Below are 17185 nucleotides of genomic sequence, written 5' to 3'. Positions count from 1 at the left end.
GGCAGTGATCGTGATGTCGCCGGCATCGTCCCGTGGCCACGCGCCGCGGGGCGGGGCGTCATGGGCATCGGTGCCTGGCGGCCGGGGTGGGGCACACCCGGACATTGGTTTCGCAGAGAAGGCCGGTCGGGCGTGCAGGGTGCGCCGGACGTGGAGAGGGCCGGATTTTCCCATAGTCGGCGAGCGACCGTTCCCCGCGGGGACAAAGCAGGGCTGCGGATGCCGGTGGAGTTCGGCGCCGCATGGCCGACATGGCATGGTGGATCTCTAAGATGCGAATGAGATATAGTCGCATTTGAGTCCTCCAAAACCATACAAAAAGGGAGTCTTCATGAGAAGAAAAGGGAGTGGGCCGGTCCGTCGGCTGTTGGCAGTGCTCGCCTGCGCCACCTGTACGTGCCTGCCTTCGGCCCATGCGGGCGAGGGCGTCATGGGCTGGGTCTATACGCTCGATCTGCAGCCCAGGGGCAAGCTGGAATTCGAGCAGAAGGTGGATGTCACCCACCGGCAGGCGGTCGGAACCTACGACTTCGGTCTCTATCGCTCGGAACTGGAATACGGTCTGACCGACGATCTTCAACTGGGAGCGTATGTCAATGCCACCTCCCTTCGGGCCCATGACAACTATCTGAGTCCCGAGACCTGCGACAGCGTGCCTTGCACGGCCGGTTTCGGCGTGCCCAGCACGGCCGCGACGATGCCCTACCGGAAACGTCGCGCCGATGGCGGTTCGCTCGAAGCCATCTGGCGGCTCAGCAACCCCGTCACTTCGCCCGTGGGTGTCGGCCTGTATCTGGAGCCGACCTGGGGCCGTCTGGAGGACGAGCTGGAGTTCCGCCTGCTGATGCAGTCGAATTTCCTGGACGACCGGCTCGTGCTGGCGGCCAACCTCCTGGTCGAGATCGAGAAGGAGAAGTACGACCCGGCGGGCGGCATCATCCGCAATTCCATGGCCGACCTGCTGTGGGGCGCGAGCTATCGGTTCCGGCCCCGGTGGTCCGCCGGCGTGGAAGGCCGCTATCACACCGACCACGACGGCTATGGATTCGACCGGCTGACCCAGACCGCCAACTTCATCGGGCCCAACCTCCACTATGCGCAGAAGGACTGGTGGGTCACCGCCGCCTGGCGCCACCAGATCGGCGGGCATTGCCATGCCGACGGCACTGCCGATTGCTCCCTGGGCCGGGTGTGGGACAACCACGGGCGCGACCAGTTCATGGTCAAGGTCGGCTTCCTGCTGAATTGGGGCGCGCATGGAATGGAGACCCGCGGGCATCTGGCCGCTCGTCGCGCTCGGCGCGGCGCTCTCCCCGGTCGTGGCGGCCGCCAGGGTCTACCTGTCGGTGCCGCAGGCCCAGCACGCGATCTTCGGCGACCAGGTCCTGACCGCGTTTCCGGTCGCGTTGACGCCGGCGCAGCAGGACGCCGTCCGGCAGGCCTCCTCGGTGTCCCATCCATTCCAGGGCAACCGGATATGGAAGGCGGCCGACGGGGGCTGGCTGGTCATCGACGAGGTGGTCGGGAAGCATGAAATGATCACCTACGCGGTGGGCATCGATGCCGATGGCGCGGTGCGCCGGGTCGAGGTCATGGAGTACCAGGAGTCCTATGGCCAGGAGGTGGCGGAGGCCCGGTGGTTGCGGCAGTTCGTCGGCAAGGACCGCCAGGCCCCCCTCAGGCTGGGCCAGGACGTCGAAGCCATCTCGGGTGCCACCCTGTCGGCCAAGCACCTGAGCGATGGCGTCAGGCGCGTGCTGGCCGTGCATGCTCTGCTGCTGCGGGGGCATTGATCGATGAATGCGTTGCGCCGCTGTCGCCCGGCCCTGGGAACCTATGTCGACATCGCCCTGGACGATGCCGGGGATGCCGACGCGCGGGATGCCCTGGAGTCCGCCTACGGGGCGATCGCCCGCGTCGAATCGCTGATGTCCTTCCACCGCGCGGACTCCGACCTCGGGCGCATCAACGCGGCGCGGCCCGGGACGACGCTGCACGTCGACCCCTGGACCGCCGAAGTGCTGGCCTTGGCGTTGGCATTGCATGCGGTCTCCGACGGCGCGTTCGACTGTGGCGTGGCGGCACGTCTGGTGGCACGGGGCCTGCTGCCGGCATCGGCGACGGGACCGTGCGGAGCCGTCGGGCGCAGCACACTGGCGGACATCGAACCGCGATCCGGCGCCCGCGTGCATCTCCGGGCACGCGTGTGCCTGGACCTGGGTGGCATCGCCAAGGGTTTCGCGGTGGACCGGGCCATCGAGGCGCTCCGGATCCGGGGCGTGCGCGACGCCATGGTGAACGCGGGTGGCGACCTGCGGGTCCTGGGCCCGCGCCCGCGCCTGATCCATGTCCGCCACCCGGCACGGCCGTCGGAACTGGTTCCACTGGGCGAACTGGCCGACGGCGCCATCGCCACGTCCGGCGCCTATTTCTCGCGCGCCACGCGGGCGGACGGCACGTTCGACTCCGCCCTGGTGGACCCGCTCGATGGCCGCAGCGTCACCAGCGCATGCAGCTTCAGCGTGATCGCTCCGCGCTGCGCCGTGGCCGATGGGCTGACCAAGGTCCTGGCGCTGCGCGGCCGCCTCGCCGCGCCGTGTCTGGCGCACTTCGGGGCGCGGGGCCATGTCTCATGACGTCGCCGTCCGATCGGTCTTCCCGCATCGGTCGCGTGCCGCGTTGGCAGCGGTACTTCACCCATGGCGCATTGGGTGCCTGCGCACTGTCCGGCGTGGTCTGGTTCGTCCTGATGGATGGTTGCCGATGGCTGCCGCCACGGCTGACGTTCTGGTGGATCGCGCATGGCGTCGCCGGCTTCGTCACCGTGCTGGCCCTGGGCAGCGCGCTGCCGCAGCATGTCGTGGTGAGCTGGCGCGGTCGCCGCAACCGCCTGGCCGGAGGCATGGCCGGCGGCCTGCTGCTGGCGGCACTGCTGTCCGCGCTGGCGCTGCTCTATGGTCCGGAAGCGGGGCGCGCCTGGGCGCACTGGCTGCATGTGCTGCCGGGCCTGGGAGCCGCGTGCCTGTTTCCCTGGCACGTCGCGCGTGGTCGCGGGCACCGCCCACGGGGCCGGCCCGCCGTCGCGCCGGCCCGCCTGATCGATCAGGTCGCCGCTGGCGACGAGGACGTCGGATCCGGGGGCAGGCGGTGGACGCGGTCGGTCTGCGGCGCGTCGAGCGGCGCCACCGGCTCGACGGACGCCACCGGCGAATAGGCGAGCCGCACGTAGATCGGCGCGAAGGCCTCGGCCTGCGTGATGTCGATCAGCGTCTCCTTGGCGAGCTCCAGCATCGCGATGAAGGTCACCACCAGCACCGGCACGCCGCGCGCGACGTCGAAGAGCCGCTCGAACTCGACGAAGCGCCGTCCCTGCAGGTGCCGCAGCACGATGCTCATGTGCTCGCGCACGCTCAGCGCCTCGCGCGAGATGGTGTGGTGCTGGACCAGCTTCGCGCGCCGCAGGATGTCGGCCCAGGCATCGCGCAGGTCGATCGGGTCGACATCGGGAAAGCGCGGCGCGCGGGACTGCTCGAGATGCGCCTGGGCGGTCCAGTAGTCGCGTCCCAGGGTGGGCTGGGCGCCGAGGGCGGCGGCCTGGAGCTTGGCCTGCTCGTACTCCAGCAGGCGGCGCACGAGCTCGGCGCGCGGGTCCTCGGCTTCCTCGCCATCGGCCACCCGCCGGGGCGGCAGCAGCATGCGGGACTTGATCTCGATCAGCATCGCCGCCATCAGCAGGTACTCGGCCGCCAGTTCGAGGTGCGTGCGCCGCACCTGGTCGACATAGGCGAGGTACTGGCGCGTCAGGCCCGCCATCGGGATGTCGAGGATGTTGAAGTTCTGCTTGCGGATCAGGTAGAGCAGCAGATCCAGGGGGCCCTCGAAGGCATCGAGGAAGACCTGCAGGGCCTCGGGCGGGATGTAGAGGTCGTTCGGCAGCGCGAAGAGCGGCTCGCCATAGAGGCGCGCCAGGGCGACCGGATCGACGTCGCCGGGCGCGGCGAGATCGATGAAGGCGGAGTCCGTGCCGCCCGGCGCGGTGACCGGCGGGACACGCACCGGCCTACTTGACCTGCGTCTGGTAGACGTAGGGCTGTTGCGCGACCCGGGCGTCCAGGTCTTCCTTCAGTACGCCGAGGTCGACCGGCTGCTTGTCCCACAGGAGGGCCCGGCCGGTGCGCTGGTCGGCTTCGAGATGGGGCCGCTTCTGCTTGAGCTCGTCGATGAACTGCGTGATCTCGGAGGTGTAGTGGGGGCGATTGAAGATGGACATAGACTGGAATCCTTTGCATCGATTTTACGGGGGGACGGCATGTCAACACGATCCGGTGGCAACCGGTTTGCGGCTTCTCTGGTCGCGTTGGCCGCCCTGGTGGCGCTGGCGGCCTGTGATTCCAAACGCATCGAGCGGCTGGAGGAGGGCGTGTCGACCGAGGCCGACGTGCGCGAGAGCTTCGGCCAGCCGGAGAACATCTGGGATGCCCCGGGCGCATCGGGCGGCCGGGTGTTCGAATACAACCGCCAGCCGCAGGGCCAGAAGAACTACATGATCACCATCGGCGCGGATGGCCGCATGAGCGCGCTGCGCCAGGTGCTCACACCCGAGAACTTCGCCCGCGTGCGCCCCGGCATGGCGATGGAGGACCTGCGCAAGCTGCTGGGCAAGCCGGCCAAGGTGACGCCCTACGCGCTCAAGCGCGAGACCGAGTGGGAATGGCGCTGGGTGCAGCCGCCGAACACGCCGATGGTCTTCACCGCCGTGCTCGACAGCGACCAGCGCGTGGTGCGCAGCGGCTCGTCGGCCGATCGCGCCGTCGAGCCGAACTGAGGTCCCGATCAGGGCTTCCCGTCCGGGATCACCGCATCGGCCGCCGCGCCGATCGCCTTGCCGCCCAGGCGCACGGTGCCGATGGCGGCATCGGCCGCCAGCCCGACCGCCGAGGCTCCGACGCCGACCGCCGTGCCCGCGACCGAGACGGCGGCACCGGCCACGCTGACGACCGCGCAGCCGCCCAGCGCCGTCGTGGCCACGCCGAGGGCCAGCGCGACGAGGGCGGCATGGCGCCGGCGACCCCGATGGGACGAACCGGGCGCGCGCATGGCGGTCACCGCACCCGCATGCCGGGCACCGCGCCCGGCCAGGGTTCCAGCACGTGGATGCCCGGCGCGGCCTTCTCGTCGGCGTGGCTCGCGGCCAGCACCATGCCCTCGCTGACGCCGAACTTCATCTTGCGCGGCGCCAGGTTGGCGACCATGACGGTCAGCTTGCCCACCAGCTGCGCCGGCGCATAGGCCGAGGCGATGCCGCTGAAGACGTTGCGCATGCGGCCCTCGCCGACGTCGAGCGTCAGGCGCAGCAGCTTGGTCGAGCCCTCGACCGGCGCGCAGTCCACGATGCGGGCGATGCGCAGGTCGATCTTCGCGAAATCGTCGATGCCGATGATCGGCGCGACGGCCTCGCCACCGGGCATGGCCGTGGCGTCGCCGGCCATTTCCGGCGCGGTGGCCGCCGGCGGCGCGGCGACGGGCGCCGCCGCCGGAGCCGGTGCCGGGGCCTCGAACAGCGCGTCGATCCGCTTCGGATCGACGCGCTGGGTCAGGTGGCGGTAGTCGGCGATGACGTGGCCGGGCGGCAGCGTGGTGTCGGCGTCGCGCCAGCGCAGCGAGGCGACGTTGAGGAAGCGCTCGACATCGGCGGCCAGCGCCGGCAGCACCGGCTTCAAGTAGATCGTCAGCAGGCGGAAGGCCTGGATGCAGGTCGTGCAGACATCGTGCAGGCGCGCCTCGGCGCCTTCCTTCTTGGCCAGCTCCCAGGGCTTGTTGGCATCGACGTACTCGTTCACGCGGTCGGCCAGCGCCATGGTGTCGCGCATGGCGCGGGCGGTGTCGCGGGCATCGTGCAGGGTGCGCAGGCCGGCGCCGGCCTCGCGCAGCTCCTGGAGCAGGGCGGCGCCGTCGGCCGACACCTCGCCCAGCCGGCCGCCGAAGCGCTTGGCGGTGAAGCCGGCCGCGCGGCTGGCGATGTTGATGTACTTGCCCACCAGGTCGCTGTTGACGCGGGCGATGAAGTCGTCGGGGTTGAAGTCGATGTCCTCGTTGCGGCCGTTGAGCTTGGCCGCGAGGTAGTAGCGCAGGTGCTCGGGGTCGAGCCCGACCGAGAGGTAGCGCAGCGGGTCGATGCCGGTGCCGCGGCTCTTGCTCATCTTCTCGCCGCCGACGGTCAGGTGGCCGTGCACGTAGATCGCGTCGGGCGCCTTGCGGCCGCTGAAATGCAGCATCGCCGGCCAGAACAGCGTGTGGAAGGTGATGATGTCCTTGCCGATGAAGTGCACCTGCTCCAGCGCCGGGTCGGCCATGTATTCGGCATAGGTGATGCCGTCGCCGCCGGCCTCGATCGAGCGGCGGTCCAGCAGGTTCTTCAGCGACGCCAGGTAGCCCACCGGCGCGTCGAGCCAGACGTAGAAGTACTTGCCCGGGGCGTCCGGGATCTCGATGCCGAAGTAGGGCGCGTCGCGGCTGATGTCCCAGTCGCCCAGGCCGGTGCGCGCGGGGGCGGGCGCGGCGGCGCCCTCGGTGGCCGCCGCCGGGGCGGCGGCGTCGGCGGCGGGCTCGTCCCGGTCGAGCCATTCGCGGATCTTGTTCTGCACCTCGGGCTGCACGTGGCCGGGGGCGGTGGTCCAGGCCTTGAGGAAGGCCTCGCAACGCGGGTCGGAGAGCTTGAAGAAGAAATGCTCCGAGCTGCGCAGTTCCGGCCGGGCGCCGGAGAGCGCCGAATAGGGAGCGATCAGCTCGGTCGGCGCGTAGACCGCGCCGCAGACCTCGCAGTTGTCGCCGTACTGGTCCTTGGCGTGGCAGTTGGGGCACTCGCCCTTGATGAAGCGGTCGGCCAGGAACATGCCCTTCTCGGGATCGTAGAACTGCTCGACGCTGCGGGTCTCGATCAGGCCGGCGACGTCGCGCAGGTCGCGGTAGATGGCCTGGGCCAGCTCGTGGTTCTCCGGCGCGTCGGTGGAGTGCCAGTTGTCGAAGGCGATGTGGAAGCCGTCGAGGTAGGGCTTGCGTCCGGCCGCGATCTCGGCGACGAAGGCCTGCGGCGTGATGCCCGCCTTGTCCGCCGCGATGGTGATGGCCGCGCCGTGCGCGTCGTCGGCGCAGACGAAGTTGACCTCGGCGTCGTTCATCCGCTGGAACCGCACCCAGATGTCGGCCTGGATGTATTCCATGATGTGGCCGATGTGGAACTTGCCGTTGGCATAGGGCAGGGCGGTGGTGACGAAGAGCTTGCGCGGAGACATCGGAGGGCGCTTTCTGGGGCGGGACGAAGAAGGGTGGGAGGCGGCCCCGCCGGTGCGGGTGCGGAGCGACGAGGGGGCGGTCGGGCATTTTAGGCGGCGGCCTCCGGTCGGCGCCGGATTCCGACGCCGCGCGCCTGGAAACGACCGGTGGCACGGATTAGAGTGCGAGCCATGAGCACCTCCACCACCCCCATCCCCGCCACCCTCATCCCCGGCGACGGCATCGGCCCCGAGATCGTCGATGCGACCCTCGCCGCGCTCGACGCCCTGGGCGCGCCCTTCGCCTGGGACCGCCAGATCGCCGGCCTCGGCGGCGTGCAGGCGGCCGGCGATCCGCTGCCCGCCGCCACCCTGGAGAGCATCCGCCGCACCCGGCTGGCGCTCAAGGGGCCGCTGGAGACGCCCTCGGGCGGCGGCTACCGCTCCTCCAACGTGCGGCTGCGCGAGGAGTTCCAGCTCTACGCCAACCTGCGCCCGGCCCTGACCATCATCCCCGGCGGGCGCTTCGAGAAGATCGACCTGATGGTGGTGCGCGAGAACCTCGAGGGCCTCTACATCGGCCACGAGCACTACGTGCGCATCGACGACGACCCGCACGCCGTGGGCATGGCCACCGGCATCAATACCCGCCAGGGCTGCCGGCGCCTGCTCGAATACGCCTTCGAGACCGCCATCGCCACCGGCCGCCGCAAGGTCACGCTGGTGCACAAGGCGAACATCATGAAGGTGCTGACCGGCCTGTTCCTGGAGACCGGCCTGCGGCTCTACGAGGAGAAGTACAAGGGGCGCTTCGAGCTCGACACCATCATCGTGGACGCCTGCGCGATGAAGCTGGTGCTCGACCCGTGGCAGTTCGACATGCTGGTGACCACCAACCTGTTCGGCGACATCCTCTCGGACCTGGTGGCCGGCCTGGTGGGCGGCCTGGGCATGGCGCCGGGGGCCAACATCGGCGCCGACGCGGCGATCTTCGAGGCCGTGCACGGCTCGGCGCCCGACATCGCCGGCAAGGGCATCGCCAATCCGACGGCGATCCTGCTGGCCGCGGCCCTGATGCTCGACCACGTGCGCCGGCCCGAGCTCGCCACGCGCCTGCGCCGCGCCATCGACGAGACGCTCAACATCGACCAGGTGCGCACCGGCGACCTGCGCGGCAAGGCCACCACCGCCGAATTCACGCGCGCCCTGGTGGCCCGCATCGCCAACGGCTGAGGCGCGCCACCGATGAACCCCACTCCCGCCGTCATCCATACCGCCCTGGGCTCCCCGCTGGCGACGCTGTCGCTGCTGGAGACGCGCGTGCTCGGCGTCCTGATCGAGAAGCAGCGCACCGTGCCCGACAGCTATCCGCTGACGCTCAACGCGCTGGTCGCGGGCTGCAACCAGAAGACCAGCCGCCATCCGGTGCTGGAGGTCGCCGATGCCGAGGCCCAGGCCGCGCTCGACAGCCTCAAGGGCTACAGCCTGGTCGGCGAGACCAGCGGCGGGCGCACCTTCCGCTACTCGCACAACCTCGACCGCGTGCTGCGCGTGCCCTCGCAGTCCACCATCCTGCTGGCGGTGCTGATGCTGCGTGGCCCGCAGACGGCCGGCGAACTGCGCATCGCCTGCGACCGCATGCACAACTTCGCCGACATCTCGGCCGTCGAGGGCTTCCTCGACGAGATGGCCGAGCGCCCGGCCGGCGCGCTGGTGACCAAGCTCGCGCGCCTGCCCGGCGCGCGCGAGGGGCGCTGGGCCCAGCTGCTGGCCGGCCCGCCGCCCGAGGACCCGATGCCCGCGCGTGGCGCCGAGTCCGGCGCCGGCCATGGCGGCGGTGGTGGTGGCGCGGCCGGCGCCGACCTGGCGCTGGGCGAGCTCGCCGCGCTGAAATCGAACGTGACGCGCCTGGAGGCCGAGGTCGCGCGGCTGCGCTCGGTGCTGGAGCGGGTCTGCTCGGAGCTGGGCATCGCGGTCGACGCCTGAGGTCCCGGGGCGTGCCGGTGGGGGCATTGCCGCGCCCGTCGGCCGCCGCCGGGGCGCGCCCGTAGACTACGCGCCACTCTGGAGTTTGAACACATGTCAGTCACGCAAGCGGGACTCCTGGACGCGCTGGCGTCCGTCCTCGATCCCCACACGTCCAAGGGCTTCGTCGCCAGCCGGGCGGTCAAGAACGTACAGATCAACGAGGGCGACGTCGCCTTCGACGTCGAGCTGGGCTATCCGGCCAAGAGCCAGCACGCCGCCCTGCGCCGGGCCTTCGTCGCCGCGGCGCGCACCGTGCCGGGCGTGGACAACGTCTCGGTCAACATCATCACCCAGGTCGCCAGCCACGCCGTCCAGCGCGGCGTGCAGCTGCTGCCGGGCGTGAAGAACATCGTCGCCGTGGCCTCGGGCAAGGGCGGCGTGGGCAAGAGCACCACCGCCGCCAACCTGGCATTGGCGCTGGCCGCCGAGGGCGCCACCGTCGGCCTGCTCGATGCCGACATCTACGGTCCGAGCCAGCCCATGATGATGGGCGTCTCCGGCCAGCCCGAGAGCACCGACGGCAAGATCATGCAGCCCCTGATCGGACACGGCGTGCAGGTGATGTCGATCGGCTTCCTGGTCGATGCCGACCAGGCGCTGATCTGGCGCGGCCCGATGGCCACGCAGGCGCTGGAGCAGCTGCTGCGCCAGACCGCCTGGAAGGACCTGGACTACCTGATCGTCGACATGCCCCCGGGCACCGGCGACATCCAGCTCACGCTGAGCCAGCGCGTGCCCATGACCGGCGCGGTGATCGTCACCACGCCGCAGGACATCGCCCTGCTGGATGCCAAGAAGGGCATTCGCATGTTCGAGAAGGTCGGCGTGCCGATCCTGGGCATCGTCGAGAACATGGCGGTCCACGTCTGCACGAACTGCGGCCACGTCGAGCACATCTTCGGCGCCGAGGGCGGCAAGAAGATGGCGGCCGAATACCGGATGGACTACCTCGGCGCGTTGCCGCTGGCCATGGGCATCCGGCTGCAGGCCGACAGCGGCACGCCCACCGTGGTGGCCGAGCCCGATGGCGAGATCGCCGCCATCTACAAGGACGTGGCGCGACGCGTGGCGGTGAGCATCGCGGAGAAGTCGAAGGACTTCTCGTCGAAATTCCCGACCATCATGGTCAGCAAGGACACCTGAGGCATCGCTCAACCGAACTCGCGCAGCAGCGCGGGCAGTTGCCAGACGGGTACCACGTCCACGCCTTCGCGCAGCGGATAGGCGCGCTCGACGGGAGCCACCACCAGCGCCCGCGCGAGTCCGAGGTCGTCCCTGGCGTGCCAGAAGCCCTTGCTCACCGTGGGAGCGGCGGAGAACTTGACCTCGATGCCCAGGCGCCTGGAGCCCGCTTCCACCACGATGTCCAGTTCCGTGCCGGCCGCGGTGCGGTAGAAGCCGAGCTGGCCTCCTTCCGGCAGATGGGCGGCAACCTGCTCGACGACGAAGCCCTCCCACGATGCGCCGACGATCGGATGGCCCTGAAGATCCGACAGGTTGGCGATGCCGAGCAAGGCATGCAGCAGTCCGCTGTCGCGCAGGTACACCTTGGGAGACTTGACGAGGCGCTTGCCCACGTTGGGGAAGAAGGGCTCCAGCCGGCGCACCAGCAGCGTGTCGACCAGCAGGTCGAGGTACCGTGTGGTCGTGTTGTGGCTGACGCCGCCGAGCGAGCGCCCGAGTTGGGACGCATTGAACAATTGACCCTGCAGATGGGCCAGCATGCGCCAGAAGCGGTGCAGCGAGTCGGTGGCCACGCCGGTTCCCATCAGCGGGAGATCGCGTTGGATGAACGTCTGGATGAAATCCTGCCGCCAGGTGAAGGCCAGCCGTTCGCTCGGCGCCAGATAGGCCAGCGGAAAGCCGCCGCGCAGCCACAGTCGCTGCAGGGTCGACAGATCCCGAGGCAGTTCCGCCGCCGTCAGTGGCGTCAGTTCCAGATAGCCGACGCGGCCGGCCAGCGATTCGGCGCGCTGACGCAGCAACGCACCGCTGGCCGAACCCAGCAGCAGGAAGCGTCCGGGGCGCCGGTCGGCATCGATCTCGGGGCGCAGGTGGGTGAACAGGTCGGGCATCATCTGGACTTCGTCCAGGACCACCAGCCTGTCGCGATGCTGCGACAGGAACAGTCCGGGCTCGGCCAGCTGCGCGCGATCGGACGCCCGCTCCAGATCGAGCATCAGCGCCTGGGGGTAGGTCGCGGCGATGGCGCGCGCCATCGTCGTCTTGCCGACCTGGCGCGGACCCAACAACACCATGCCAGGATAAAAACCCAGTCGCTCGCGCAGCACGACATCCAGAAAGCGTTCGATCATCCTTGTATTTTGACCACGAGGTGGTCAATATTCAAGGAAACGATGCGCCTTTTCCTTCATCCACCACGGGCCGAACCCGATCCATCCGTCCGCCATGTCCGCTGATCCGACACCCACCGTCCCGCCCCCGCTCGTCCGCCTGCCCGTGCAGGTTCAGCTGCAGCTGCAGGGAGAGGCCGGCCTGCCCTCCGGGAACGCCTGGCGCGACGACACGCTGGCCGCCGAGGTGCCCGTGGCGCTGGTCTTCAACGGCATCTCGCATGCCGTCATGATGGCCACGCCGCAGGACATCGAGGACTTCGCCCTCGGCTTCGCGCTCAGCGAGGGCATCCTCGATGCCGCGTCCGACTGCCGCGACATCGAGGTCCGGACCGTCTCCGCCGCCGATGCCGGCCTGCCCGAGGGCATCCCCGCCATCGAGGCGCGCCTGGAGATCTCCACCCGCAGCTTCGAGCGCCTGAAGGGCCGCCGCCGCAGCATCGCCGGGCGCACCGGCTGCGGCATCTGCGGCGTCGAGAGCTTCGCCGCGCTCGACATCACGCCGCAGCGCGTGCCCGCGCGCGACTGGATCGGGCGCATCGACGCCGCCACCGTGCTGCGCGCCTTCGCCGACCTGCCGGCGCGCCAGCTGCTCAACGCGCAGGCCGGCGCCATCCATGCCGCCGGCTGGGCCACGGTCGATGGCGCGCTGGTCGAGGTGCTGGAGGACGTCGGTCGCCACAACGCGCTCGACAAGCTGCTCGGCCGCCTGGCGCGCGCGGGCCGGCTGGCCGAGCCGGGTTTCGTGGTGATGTCGAGCCGGGGCAGCCACGAACTGGTGCGCAAGTGCGCGCGCCTGGGCATCGCGGCGCTGGCGACGATCTCGGCGCCGACCGCCATGGGCGTGCGCATGGCCGAACTCGCCGGCGTGCGCTTCTGGGGCCTGTGCCGCGCGCCGCGCGCGGTGCTCTATGCCGACGGCCTGTCCGAGGACAGCGCGCCGCGCGCCTGAGCCACCGGTTCCGGCGCCTCGGGCAGCGGCGCCGATGCCAGCGCCAGCACCGCCTCGGCGGCGGCGTCGATGCCGGCATCGGTCAGGTCGGCCGTCGCCACCGAGCGGCGCTGCGACCAGGCCTTGAAGTGCCGGGCCTGCGAGTTCTCGTAGTGCGGGTCGTAGTGCAGCGCCATCAGCTCGGCGAACAGCCGGGGCAGGTCGGCCTCGCGCGCCCACTGCTGCCAGCGCGCGACCGTCTCCTTGCCTTGCAGTTCCTTCAGGGCGCCCATCTTCCCGGCCAGGCCCTCGCGGTCGTCGCCCAGGTAGGCGTAGTCGCGCAGCAGGTAGTCGAGCCGGGCGGCGGGCGTGGCGGCGATCTCGATGCAGGCGGCCTCGCGCATGCGCGCCACCAGCGGCACCGGCACCGACAGCCGGCCGATGCGCGCGCTCTCGCCCTCGACATACAGCGGACGCGCCGGGTCGAGCGCCTCGAGCACCGTCGCGATGCGCGTCTCGAAGGCCTTCTGCGAGGGCTGCGGGATGCCCGGCAGGTTGCCCAGCAGCGAGCCCTTGTGGCGCGCGAAGTCCTCCAGGTCGAGCACCTGTTCGCCGCGCGCGGCCAGCGCCTGCAGCACGCGCGTCTTGGCGCTGCCGGTGGCGCCGCACAGCACGCGCAGGTCGAGCCGGGGGGCGAGCGTGTCGATGCGCTCGAGCACGTGATGGCGGAAGCTCTTGTAGCCGCCGGCGAGCTGCTGCGCGTCCCAGCCGACCAGCCGCAGCCAGGCCACCATCGAGCCGCTGCGCAGGCCGCCGCGCCAGCAGTAGACCAGCGGACGCCACTTGATTGGCTTGTCGGCCAGCTGCGTCTGCAGGTGCCGCGCCAGGTTGGCCGCGACCATCGCGCCGCCCACGCGCCGCGCCTCGAACGCGCCCTGCTGCTTGTAGAGCGTGCCGACGACGACGCGCTCCTCGTCGCTGAGCACCGGGCAGTTGATGGCGCCGGGGATGTGGTCGAGCGCGAATTCGGCCGGGGAGCGGGCGTCGATCACCGTGTCGAAGCCGGCGATGTCCGCGACGCGGACGGGTTGGCGATGGGAGTTCATGGCGAGTTGGGAAGGGGTCGGGGCGAAGGGTTCTCAGGCATAGGCCGGACCGAGGCCGCGCCGCAGGTGGGCGCTGGCCGCGTCCACTGCGGCGACGATCGCGAACATCGCGAGCAGCACCGTCATGGCCTGCGGCTGCTGGAAGATCGACAGGTGGAAGTACAGCAGCTGGCCGAGTCCGCCGCCGCCGACGAAACCCAGCACCGCCGCCATCCGGATGTTCATCTCCCAGCGATAGAGCGTGTAGGCGACCCATTGCGGCAGCGCCAGCGGCAGGCTGGCGTAGGCGAAGGCCGCGACGCGGCCGGCGCCCGACTCGGCGAGCGCCCTCTCGGGCTCGGGCGGCACGTTCTCCAGGGTCTCGCCGAACAGGCGGCCGAGCACGCCGGTGGTGTGCAGCGCCAGCGCCAGCGCGCCGGCGAAGGGGCCGATGCCGGCGGCCAGCACCATCACGGCGGCCCACACCAGCTCGGGCACGCTGCGCAGCACGTTGAGCGTGAAGCGCGCCATCCGGCGGGCCGGCCGGCCGGCGCGGCCCGAGGCCGGCAGCGCCAGCAACATCCCGGCGAGGGCGGCCAGCAAGGTGCCGAGCGCCGACACCGCCAGCGTCTGCAGCGCGCCCGTGCCGACCTTGCGCAGGAAGTCCGGCGCCAGGTCGGGGGGGAAGAACTCGGCCACGAAACGCCCCATGTGGCCGAGCGATTCCGCCGACAGCAGCGCGCCGAAGCCCAGGCCCAGGTAGACGAAGCTGGCGACCACCGCCGCCAGCACCGCCAGCAGCACGACGCGGCAGCGCAGGCACGGCGCGGGCCGGGCGGGCAGAGCGGGGAGGGGGCGGCGCTCGGCGTTCATGCGAACAGCCGGCGCAGGAAGGTGCTCAGCAGGTCGGCCAGCAGCACCAGGCCCAGGAACACCAGCAGGATGCTGCTGGCCTCGCCGCCGTTGAGCATCTTCATCGACTGGTCCATCAGCTGGCCCAGGCCGCCGGCGCCGACGAAGCCCATCACGACCGAGGCGCGCACCGCGCACTCCCAGCGGTAGACGGTGTAGGAGACCAGTTCCTGCGCGGTCGAGGGCAGCAGGCCGTAGCACAGCGCCGCCAGCCGGCCGCCGCCGCCCTCGAGCAGGGCGCGCGCCGGCCGGGTGTCGGTCGATTCGAGGATCTCGGCATACACCTTGCCGAGCATGCCGCCATAGGTGATGGCCAGCGCCAGCACCCCGGCAGCCGGGCCCAGCCCCAGTGCGCGCACGAACAGCAGGGCCCAGACGATCTCGGGGATGGCGCGCAGCACCATCAGCAGCGAGCGCACCATCTGGCGCAGGGCCGCGCCGCGCCACCGGAGCGGTCCGGGGCCGATGCGCGAGATCGACAGCGCGCGCGTGCCCAGGATCGCCAGCGGCGCGCCGATGGCGAAGGCCAGCGCGGTGCCGGCGGTGGCCATGGCCAAGGTCTCCAGGGTGGCGCGCGCCAGCAGGCGCAGGAAGTCCGGCGCCGTCTCCGGCGGCAGGAAGGCGCCCAGGAAACCGCCGAGCACGGCCAGACTGTCGCGATCGAACAGTCGCCAGGGCTGGAAGTCCGACAGCACCAGCATCGGCCAGGCGACCACCAGCGCCGCCAGCGTGGTCGCCAGCCGGCGCCGCGCCTGCGGATCGACGCGCGGCGCGCGGGGGACACGCCGCTCGCGGGAGGCTGTGGCGGTGTTCAACGGCAGACCGACCGGAGGCCGCGGGCATCGGCCGCGGCGGGCAGCCCGGGCAGCCCGGGCATCGCGTCGCTCCCGGGCGGCGGCGGCGCCTGCGTGGCCGGTCCGCCTTCGCTGGCATAGAGCGCCTGCAGCAGGGCCGGCGTGACTTCGGTGGCCGGCCGGTCGAAGGCCACGCGGCCCTCGCGCAGGCCGACGATGCGCGGGAACCAGCGCAAGGCCAGGTCGACCGCGTGCAGCGAGGCGACCAGCGTCGCGCCCGTCGCCTCGCCCTGGACCACCAGCGCGCCGAGCGTGGCATCGGCCAGGGTCGGGTCGAGCGCCGAGACCGGCTCGTCGGCCAGCAGCAGGTCGGGGCGCTGGTAGAGGGCGCGCGCCACGCCCACGCGCTGGAACTGGCCGCCGGAGAGGCGGTCGCAGCGCTCGAACAGGCGGTCCTCCAGGGCCAGGCGCGACAGCACCTCGTGCGCGCCCTCGATGTCGGAGGGATGCAGCAGCGAGCGCAGCGCGCGCGCCGTCGACCAGCGGCCCAGCCGCCCCGACAGCACCGCCGTCACCACCCGCAGGCGCGGCGCGATCGGCGGCGCCTGGTGCACGGTGCCGATGCGCGCGCGCAGCGCCTTCAGCGCGCCGGCCGACGAGTCCCAGGGCGCCGCGTCGAGCACCCGCACATCGCCCTCGGCCGGCCGCAGCGCGGCGCCCAGGACGCGCAGCAGGGTCGTCTTGCCGGCACCCGACGGACCGATCACCGCGACGCGCTCGCCCGCCATCGCCGCCAGCGACAGCGCGGCCAGCGCGCGCTGGCCATTGGGATGCACCACGCCGACGGCGTCGAGCCGGAAGCTCATCGCGTGCCTGGAACCAGGTCCGGCCCGCTCACTTCACCAGGCCGGCCGACTTGGCCGCGGCTTCGATGCCGTCGTAGTTCGACGACTGCGTCGGGATGAACCTGCTGGCCCGCTGCAGCGCCATGATCTCCTTGTGCGCCGGGTTGGCCGGGTCGAGCTTGAGGAAGGCGTCGGTCAGCTTCTGGCGCAGCGCCGGGTCCATGCCGGGACGCACGGTCCAGTTGTAGTCGTAGTAGGTCGGCGTGGTGGCCAGCACACGCACCTTGGCGGCGTTGGGGTTCTTCGACTCGACCAGCTTGTCCCACACCGATGCGTTGAGCACGCCAGCCTCGGCGCGCGAGGCGGCGACGAAGGCCACGGTGGCGTCGTGCGCGCCGGAGAAGGCGACGCTCTTGAAGTCCTTCTCGGGATCGATGCCGGCCTGCAGCAGGAAGTAGCGCGGCATCAGGCTGCCGGAGGTCGACGACGGCGCGCCGAAGGCGAAGGTTTTGCCCTTGAGGTCGGCCAGCGTTTTGGCCGGGCTGTCGGTCGGCACGATGAACTTGCTGGTGAAGACCTTGTCCTCGGCGCGCTGGACGATCGGCACCGCGCCGCCCTGGGTGCGGATGCGCGCCTGCACGAAGGTGAAGCCGCCCAGCCAGGCGAGGTCGATCTTGTTCGTCGCCAGGCCCTCGACGACGGCGGCGTAGTCGGTCACGGGCGTGAACTGCACGTCCATGCCGGTCTCCTTCTTCAGGTAGTCGCCCAGCGGCGTGAACTTGCGCTGCAGCTCGGTGGGCGCCTCGTCGGGGATGGCCGAGACGCGCAGCACGCCCTGGGCCAGGGCACCGACGGCGGCGAACGTGAGGGTGAGCGCGGCGGCCAGGCGACCGAGCGAGGACGAACGAAGGGCGAAGGGCATCGGGGCAAGTCTCGGAAGAAGGGATGGAACGGCGCCATGGCGA

Annotated in this window: 19 protein-coding genes; 9 read left to right on the top strand and 10 right to left on the bottom strand. The window is 71.1% G+C overall.

The genetic code is table 11. The features are described 5' to 3' along the window. Positions 1-430: 430 nt before the first annotated feature. Genes AC1MLT_RS09760 through AC1MLT_RS09745 form a run of 4 tightly spaced genes read left to right on the top strand, consistent with a single transcriptional unit; the run spans position 431 to position 3214 of the window. Positions 431-1534, top strand: coding sequence for a DUF6662 family protein (locus tag AC1MLT_RS09760; RefSeq protein WP_481032093.1), 1104 nt, complete (start codon positions 431-433; stop codon positions 1532-1534). A gap of 1 nt (position 1535) precedes the next feature. Next, complete coding sequence (locus tag AC1MLT_RS09755; RefSeq protein ID WP_481032092.1) at positions 1536-1793, top strand: FMN-binding protein; 258 nt, start codon at positions 1536-1538, stop codon at positions 1791-1793. Between the two features lie 3 nt (positions 1794-1796). After that, positions 1797-2636 (top strand): FAD:protein FMN transferase, encoded by an 840-nt coding sequence (locus AC1MLT_RS09750; RefSeq protein ID WP_481032091.1) that lies wholly within the window; start codon positions 1797-1799, stop codon positions 2634-2636. Then, on the top strand, positions 2633-3214 hold the full coding sequence (locus tag AC1MLT_RS09745; RefSeq protein WP_481032090.1) for a hypothetical protein: 582 nt from the start codon (positions 2633-2635) through the stop codon (positions 3212-3214). The genes AC1MLT_RS09750 and AC1MLT_RS09745 overlap by 4 nt, the downstream gene beginning before the upstream one ends. Here the strand turns inward: AC1MLT_RS09745 and AC1MLT_RS09740 are convergent. Together AC1MLT_RS09740 and AC1MLT_RS09735 are read right to left on the bottom strand one after the other, a co-directional pair. After that, positions 3103-4008, bottom strand: a complete 906-nt coding sequence (locus AC1MLT_RS09740) for a segregation and condensation protein A (protein WP_481034962.1) — start codon at positions 4006-4008, stop codon at positions 3103-3105. The two genes, AC1MLT_RS09745 and AC1MLT_RS09740, sit on opposite strands and share 112 nt — an antisense overlap. Positions 4009-4060: 52 nt before the next feature. Then, a complete protein-coding gene (locus AC1MLT_RS09735) occupies positions 4061-4270 on the bottom strand; it encodes a DUF3460 family protein (RefSeq protein WP_481032089.1) in 210 nt (69 codons plus the stop codon). 39 nt (positions 4271-4309) lie between these two features. Between AC1MLT_RS09735 and AC1MLT_RS09730 the strand changes: the two genes are divergently transcribed. Then, a complete protein-coding gene (locus AC1MLT_RS09730) occupies positions 4310-4825 on the top strand; it encodes an outer membrane protein assembly factor BamE (protein WP_481032088.1) in 516 nt (171 codons plus the stop codon). Positions 4826-4833: 8 nt separating this feature from the next. Here the strand turns inward: AC1MLT_RS09730 and AC1MLT_RS09725 are convergent, their stop codons facing one another. Both AC1MLT_RS09725 and metG read right to left on the bottom strand, forming a co-directional pair. Then, entirely contained in the window at positions 4834-5097 is a 264-nt protein-coding gene (locus AC1MLT_RS09725) for a hypothetical protein (RefSeq protein WP_481032087.1), read from the bottom strand. A gap of 5 nt (positions 5098-5102) precedes the next feature. After that, positions 5103-7292, bottom strand: coding sequence for a methionine--tRNA ligase (gene metG / locus AC1MLT_RS09720; RefSeq protein ID WP_481032086.1), 2190 nt, complete (start codon positions 7290-7292; stop codon positions 5103-5105). Positions 7293-7463: 171 nt separating this feature from the next. Here metG and AC1MLT_RS09715 point away from each other — a divergent pair, with 171 nt between their 5' ends. The 3 genes from AC1MLT_RS09715 to apbC all read left to right on the top strand — a co-directional run bounded on the left by AC1MLT_RS09715 (position 7464) and on the right by apbC (position 10442). Next, the gene (locus AC1MLT_RS09715) at positions 7464-8504 is read left to right on the top strand and encodes an isocitrate/isopropylmalate dehydrogenase family protein (RefSeq protein WP_481032085.1); all 1041 of its coding nucleotides are present in this window, start codon (positions 7464-7466) and stop codon (positions 8502-8504) included. 12 nt (positions 8505-8516) lie between these two features. Beyond that, positions 8517-9257 (top strand): YceH family protein, encoded by a 741-nt coding sequence (locus tag AC1MLT_RS09710; RefSeq protein WP_481032084.1) that lies wholly within the window; start codon positions 8517-8519, stop codon positions 9255-9257. 93 nt (positions 9258-9350) lie between these two features. Next, a complete protein-coding gene (apbC, locus tag AC1MLT_RS09705) occupies positions 9351-10442 on the top strand; it encodes an iron-sulfur cluster carrier protein ApbC (RefSeq protein ID WP_481032083.1) in 1092 nt (363 codons plus the stop codon). A gap of 8 nt (positions 10443-10450) precedes the next feature. Here the strand turns inward: apbC and AC1MLT_RS09700 are convergent, their stop codons facing one another. Next, positions 10451-11614, bottom strand: a complete 1164-nt coding sequence (locus AC1MLT_RS09700) for an ATP-binding protein (protein ID WP_481032082.1) — start codon at positions 11612-11614, stop codon at positions 10451-10453. A 94-nt stretch (positions 11615-11708) separates the two neighbouring features. Here AC1MLT_RS09700 and fdhD point away from each other — a divergent pair, with 94 nt between their 5' ends. Further along, positions 11709-12605, top strand: a complete 897-nt coding sequence (gene fdhD, locus AC1MLT_RS09695) for a formate dehydrogenase accessory sulfurtransferase FdhD (RefSeq protein ID WP_481032081.1) — start codon at positions 11709-11711, stop codon at positions 12603-12605. Here fdhD and mnmH read toward each other — a convergent pair. From mnmH to AC1MLT_RS09670, 5 genes are read right to left on the bottom strand one after another with little or no spacing between them, the layout of a single operon-like run. Continuing rightward, complete coding sequence (mnmH, locus tag AC1MLT_RS09690) at positions 12563-13690, bottom strand: tRNA 2-selenouridine(34) synthase MnmH (RefSeq protein WP_481032080.1); 1128 nt, start codon at positions 13688-13690, stop codon at positions 12563-12565. The genes fdhD and mnmH overlap by 43 nt on opposite strands. A gap of 33 nt (positions 13691-13723) precedes the next feature. Next, positions 13724-14542, bottom strand: a complete 819-nt coding sequence (gene phnE / locus AC1MLT_RS09685) for a phosphonate ABC transporter, permease protein PhnE (RefSeq protein WP_481032079.1) — start codon at positions 14540-14542, stop codon at positions 13724-13726. Then, positions 14539-15396, bottom strand: a complete 858-nt coding sequence (locus tag AC1MLT_RS09680) for a PhnE/PtxC family ABC transporter permease (RefSeq protein WP_481032078.1) — start codon at positions 15394-15396, stop codon at positions 14539-14541. The genes phnE and AC1MLT_RS09680 overlap by 4 nt, the downstream gene beginning before the upstream one ends. Continuing rightward, the gene (locus AC1MLT_RS09675) at positions 15393-16241 is read right to left on the bottom strand and encodes a phosphonate ABC transporter ATP-binding protein (protein WP_481032077.1); all 849 of its coding nucleotides are present in this window, start codon (positions 16239-16241) and stop codon (positions 15393-15395) included. The genes AC1MLT_RS09680 and AC1MLT_RS09675 overlap by 4 nt, the downstream gene beginning before the upstream one ends. A gap of 28 nt (positions 16242-16269) precedes the next feature. Then, positions 16270-17142, bottom strand: coding sequence for a putative selenate ABC transporter substrate-binding protein (locus tag AC1MLT_RS09670; protein ID WP_481032076.1), 873 nt, complete (start codon positions 17140-17142; stop codon positions 16270-16272). Positions 17143-17185: the final 43 nt, after the last annotated feature.

The organism is Variovorax sp. PEI5, from assembly GCF_056679935.1.
This window is presented reverse-complemented; position numbering and strand designations above follow the sequence as displayed.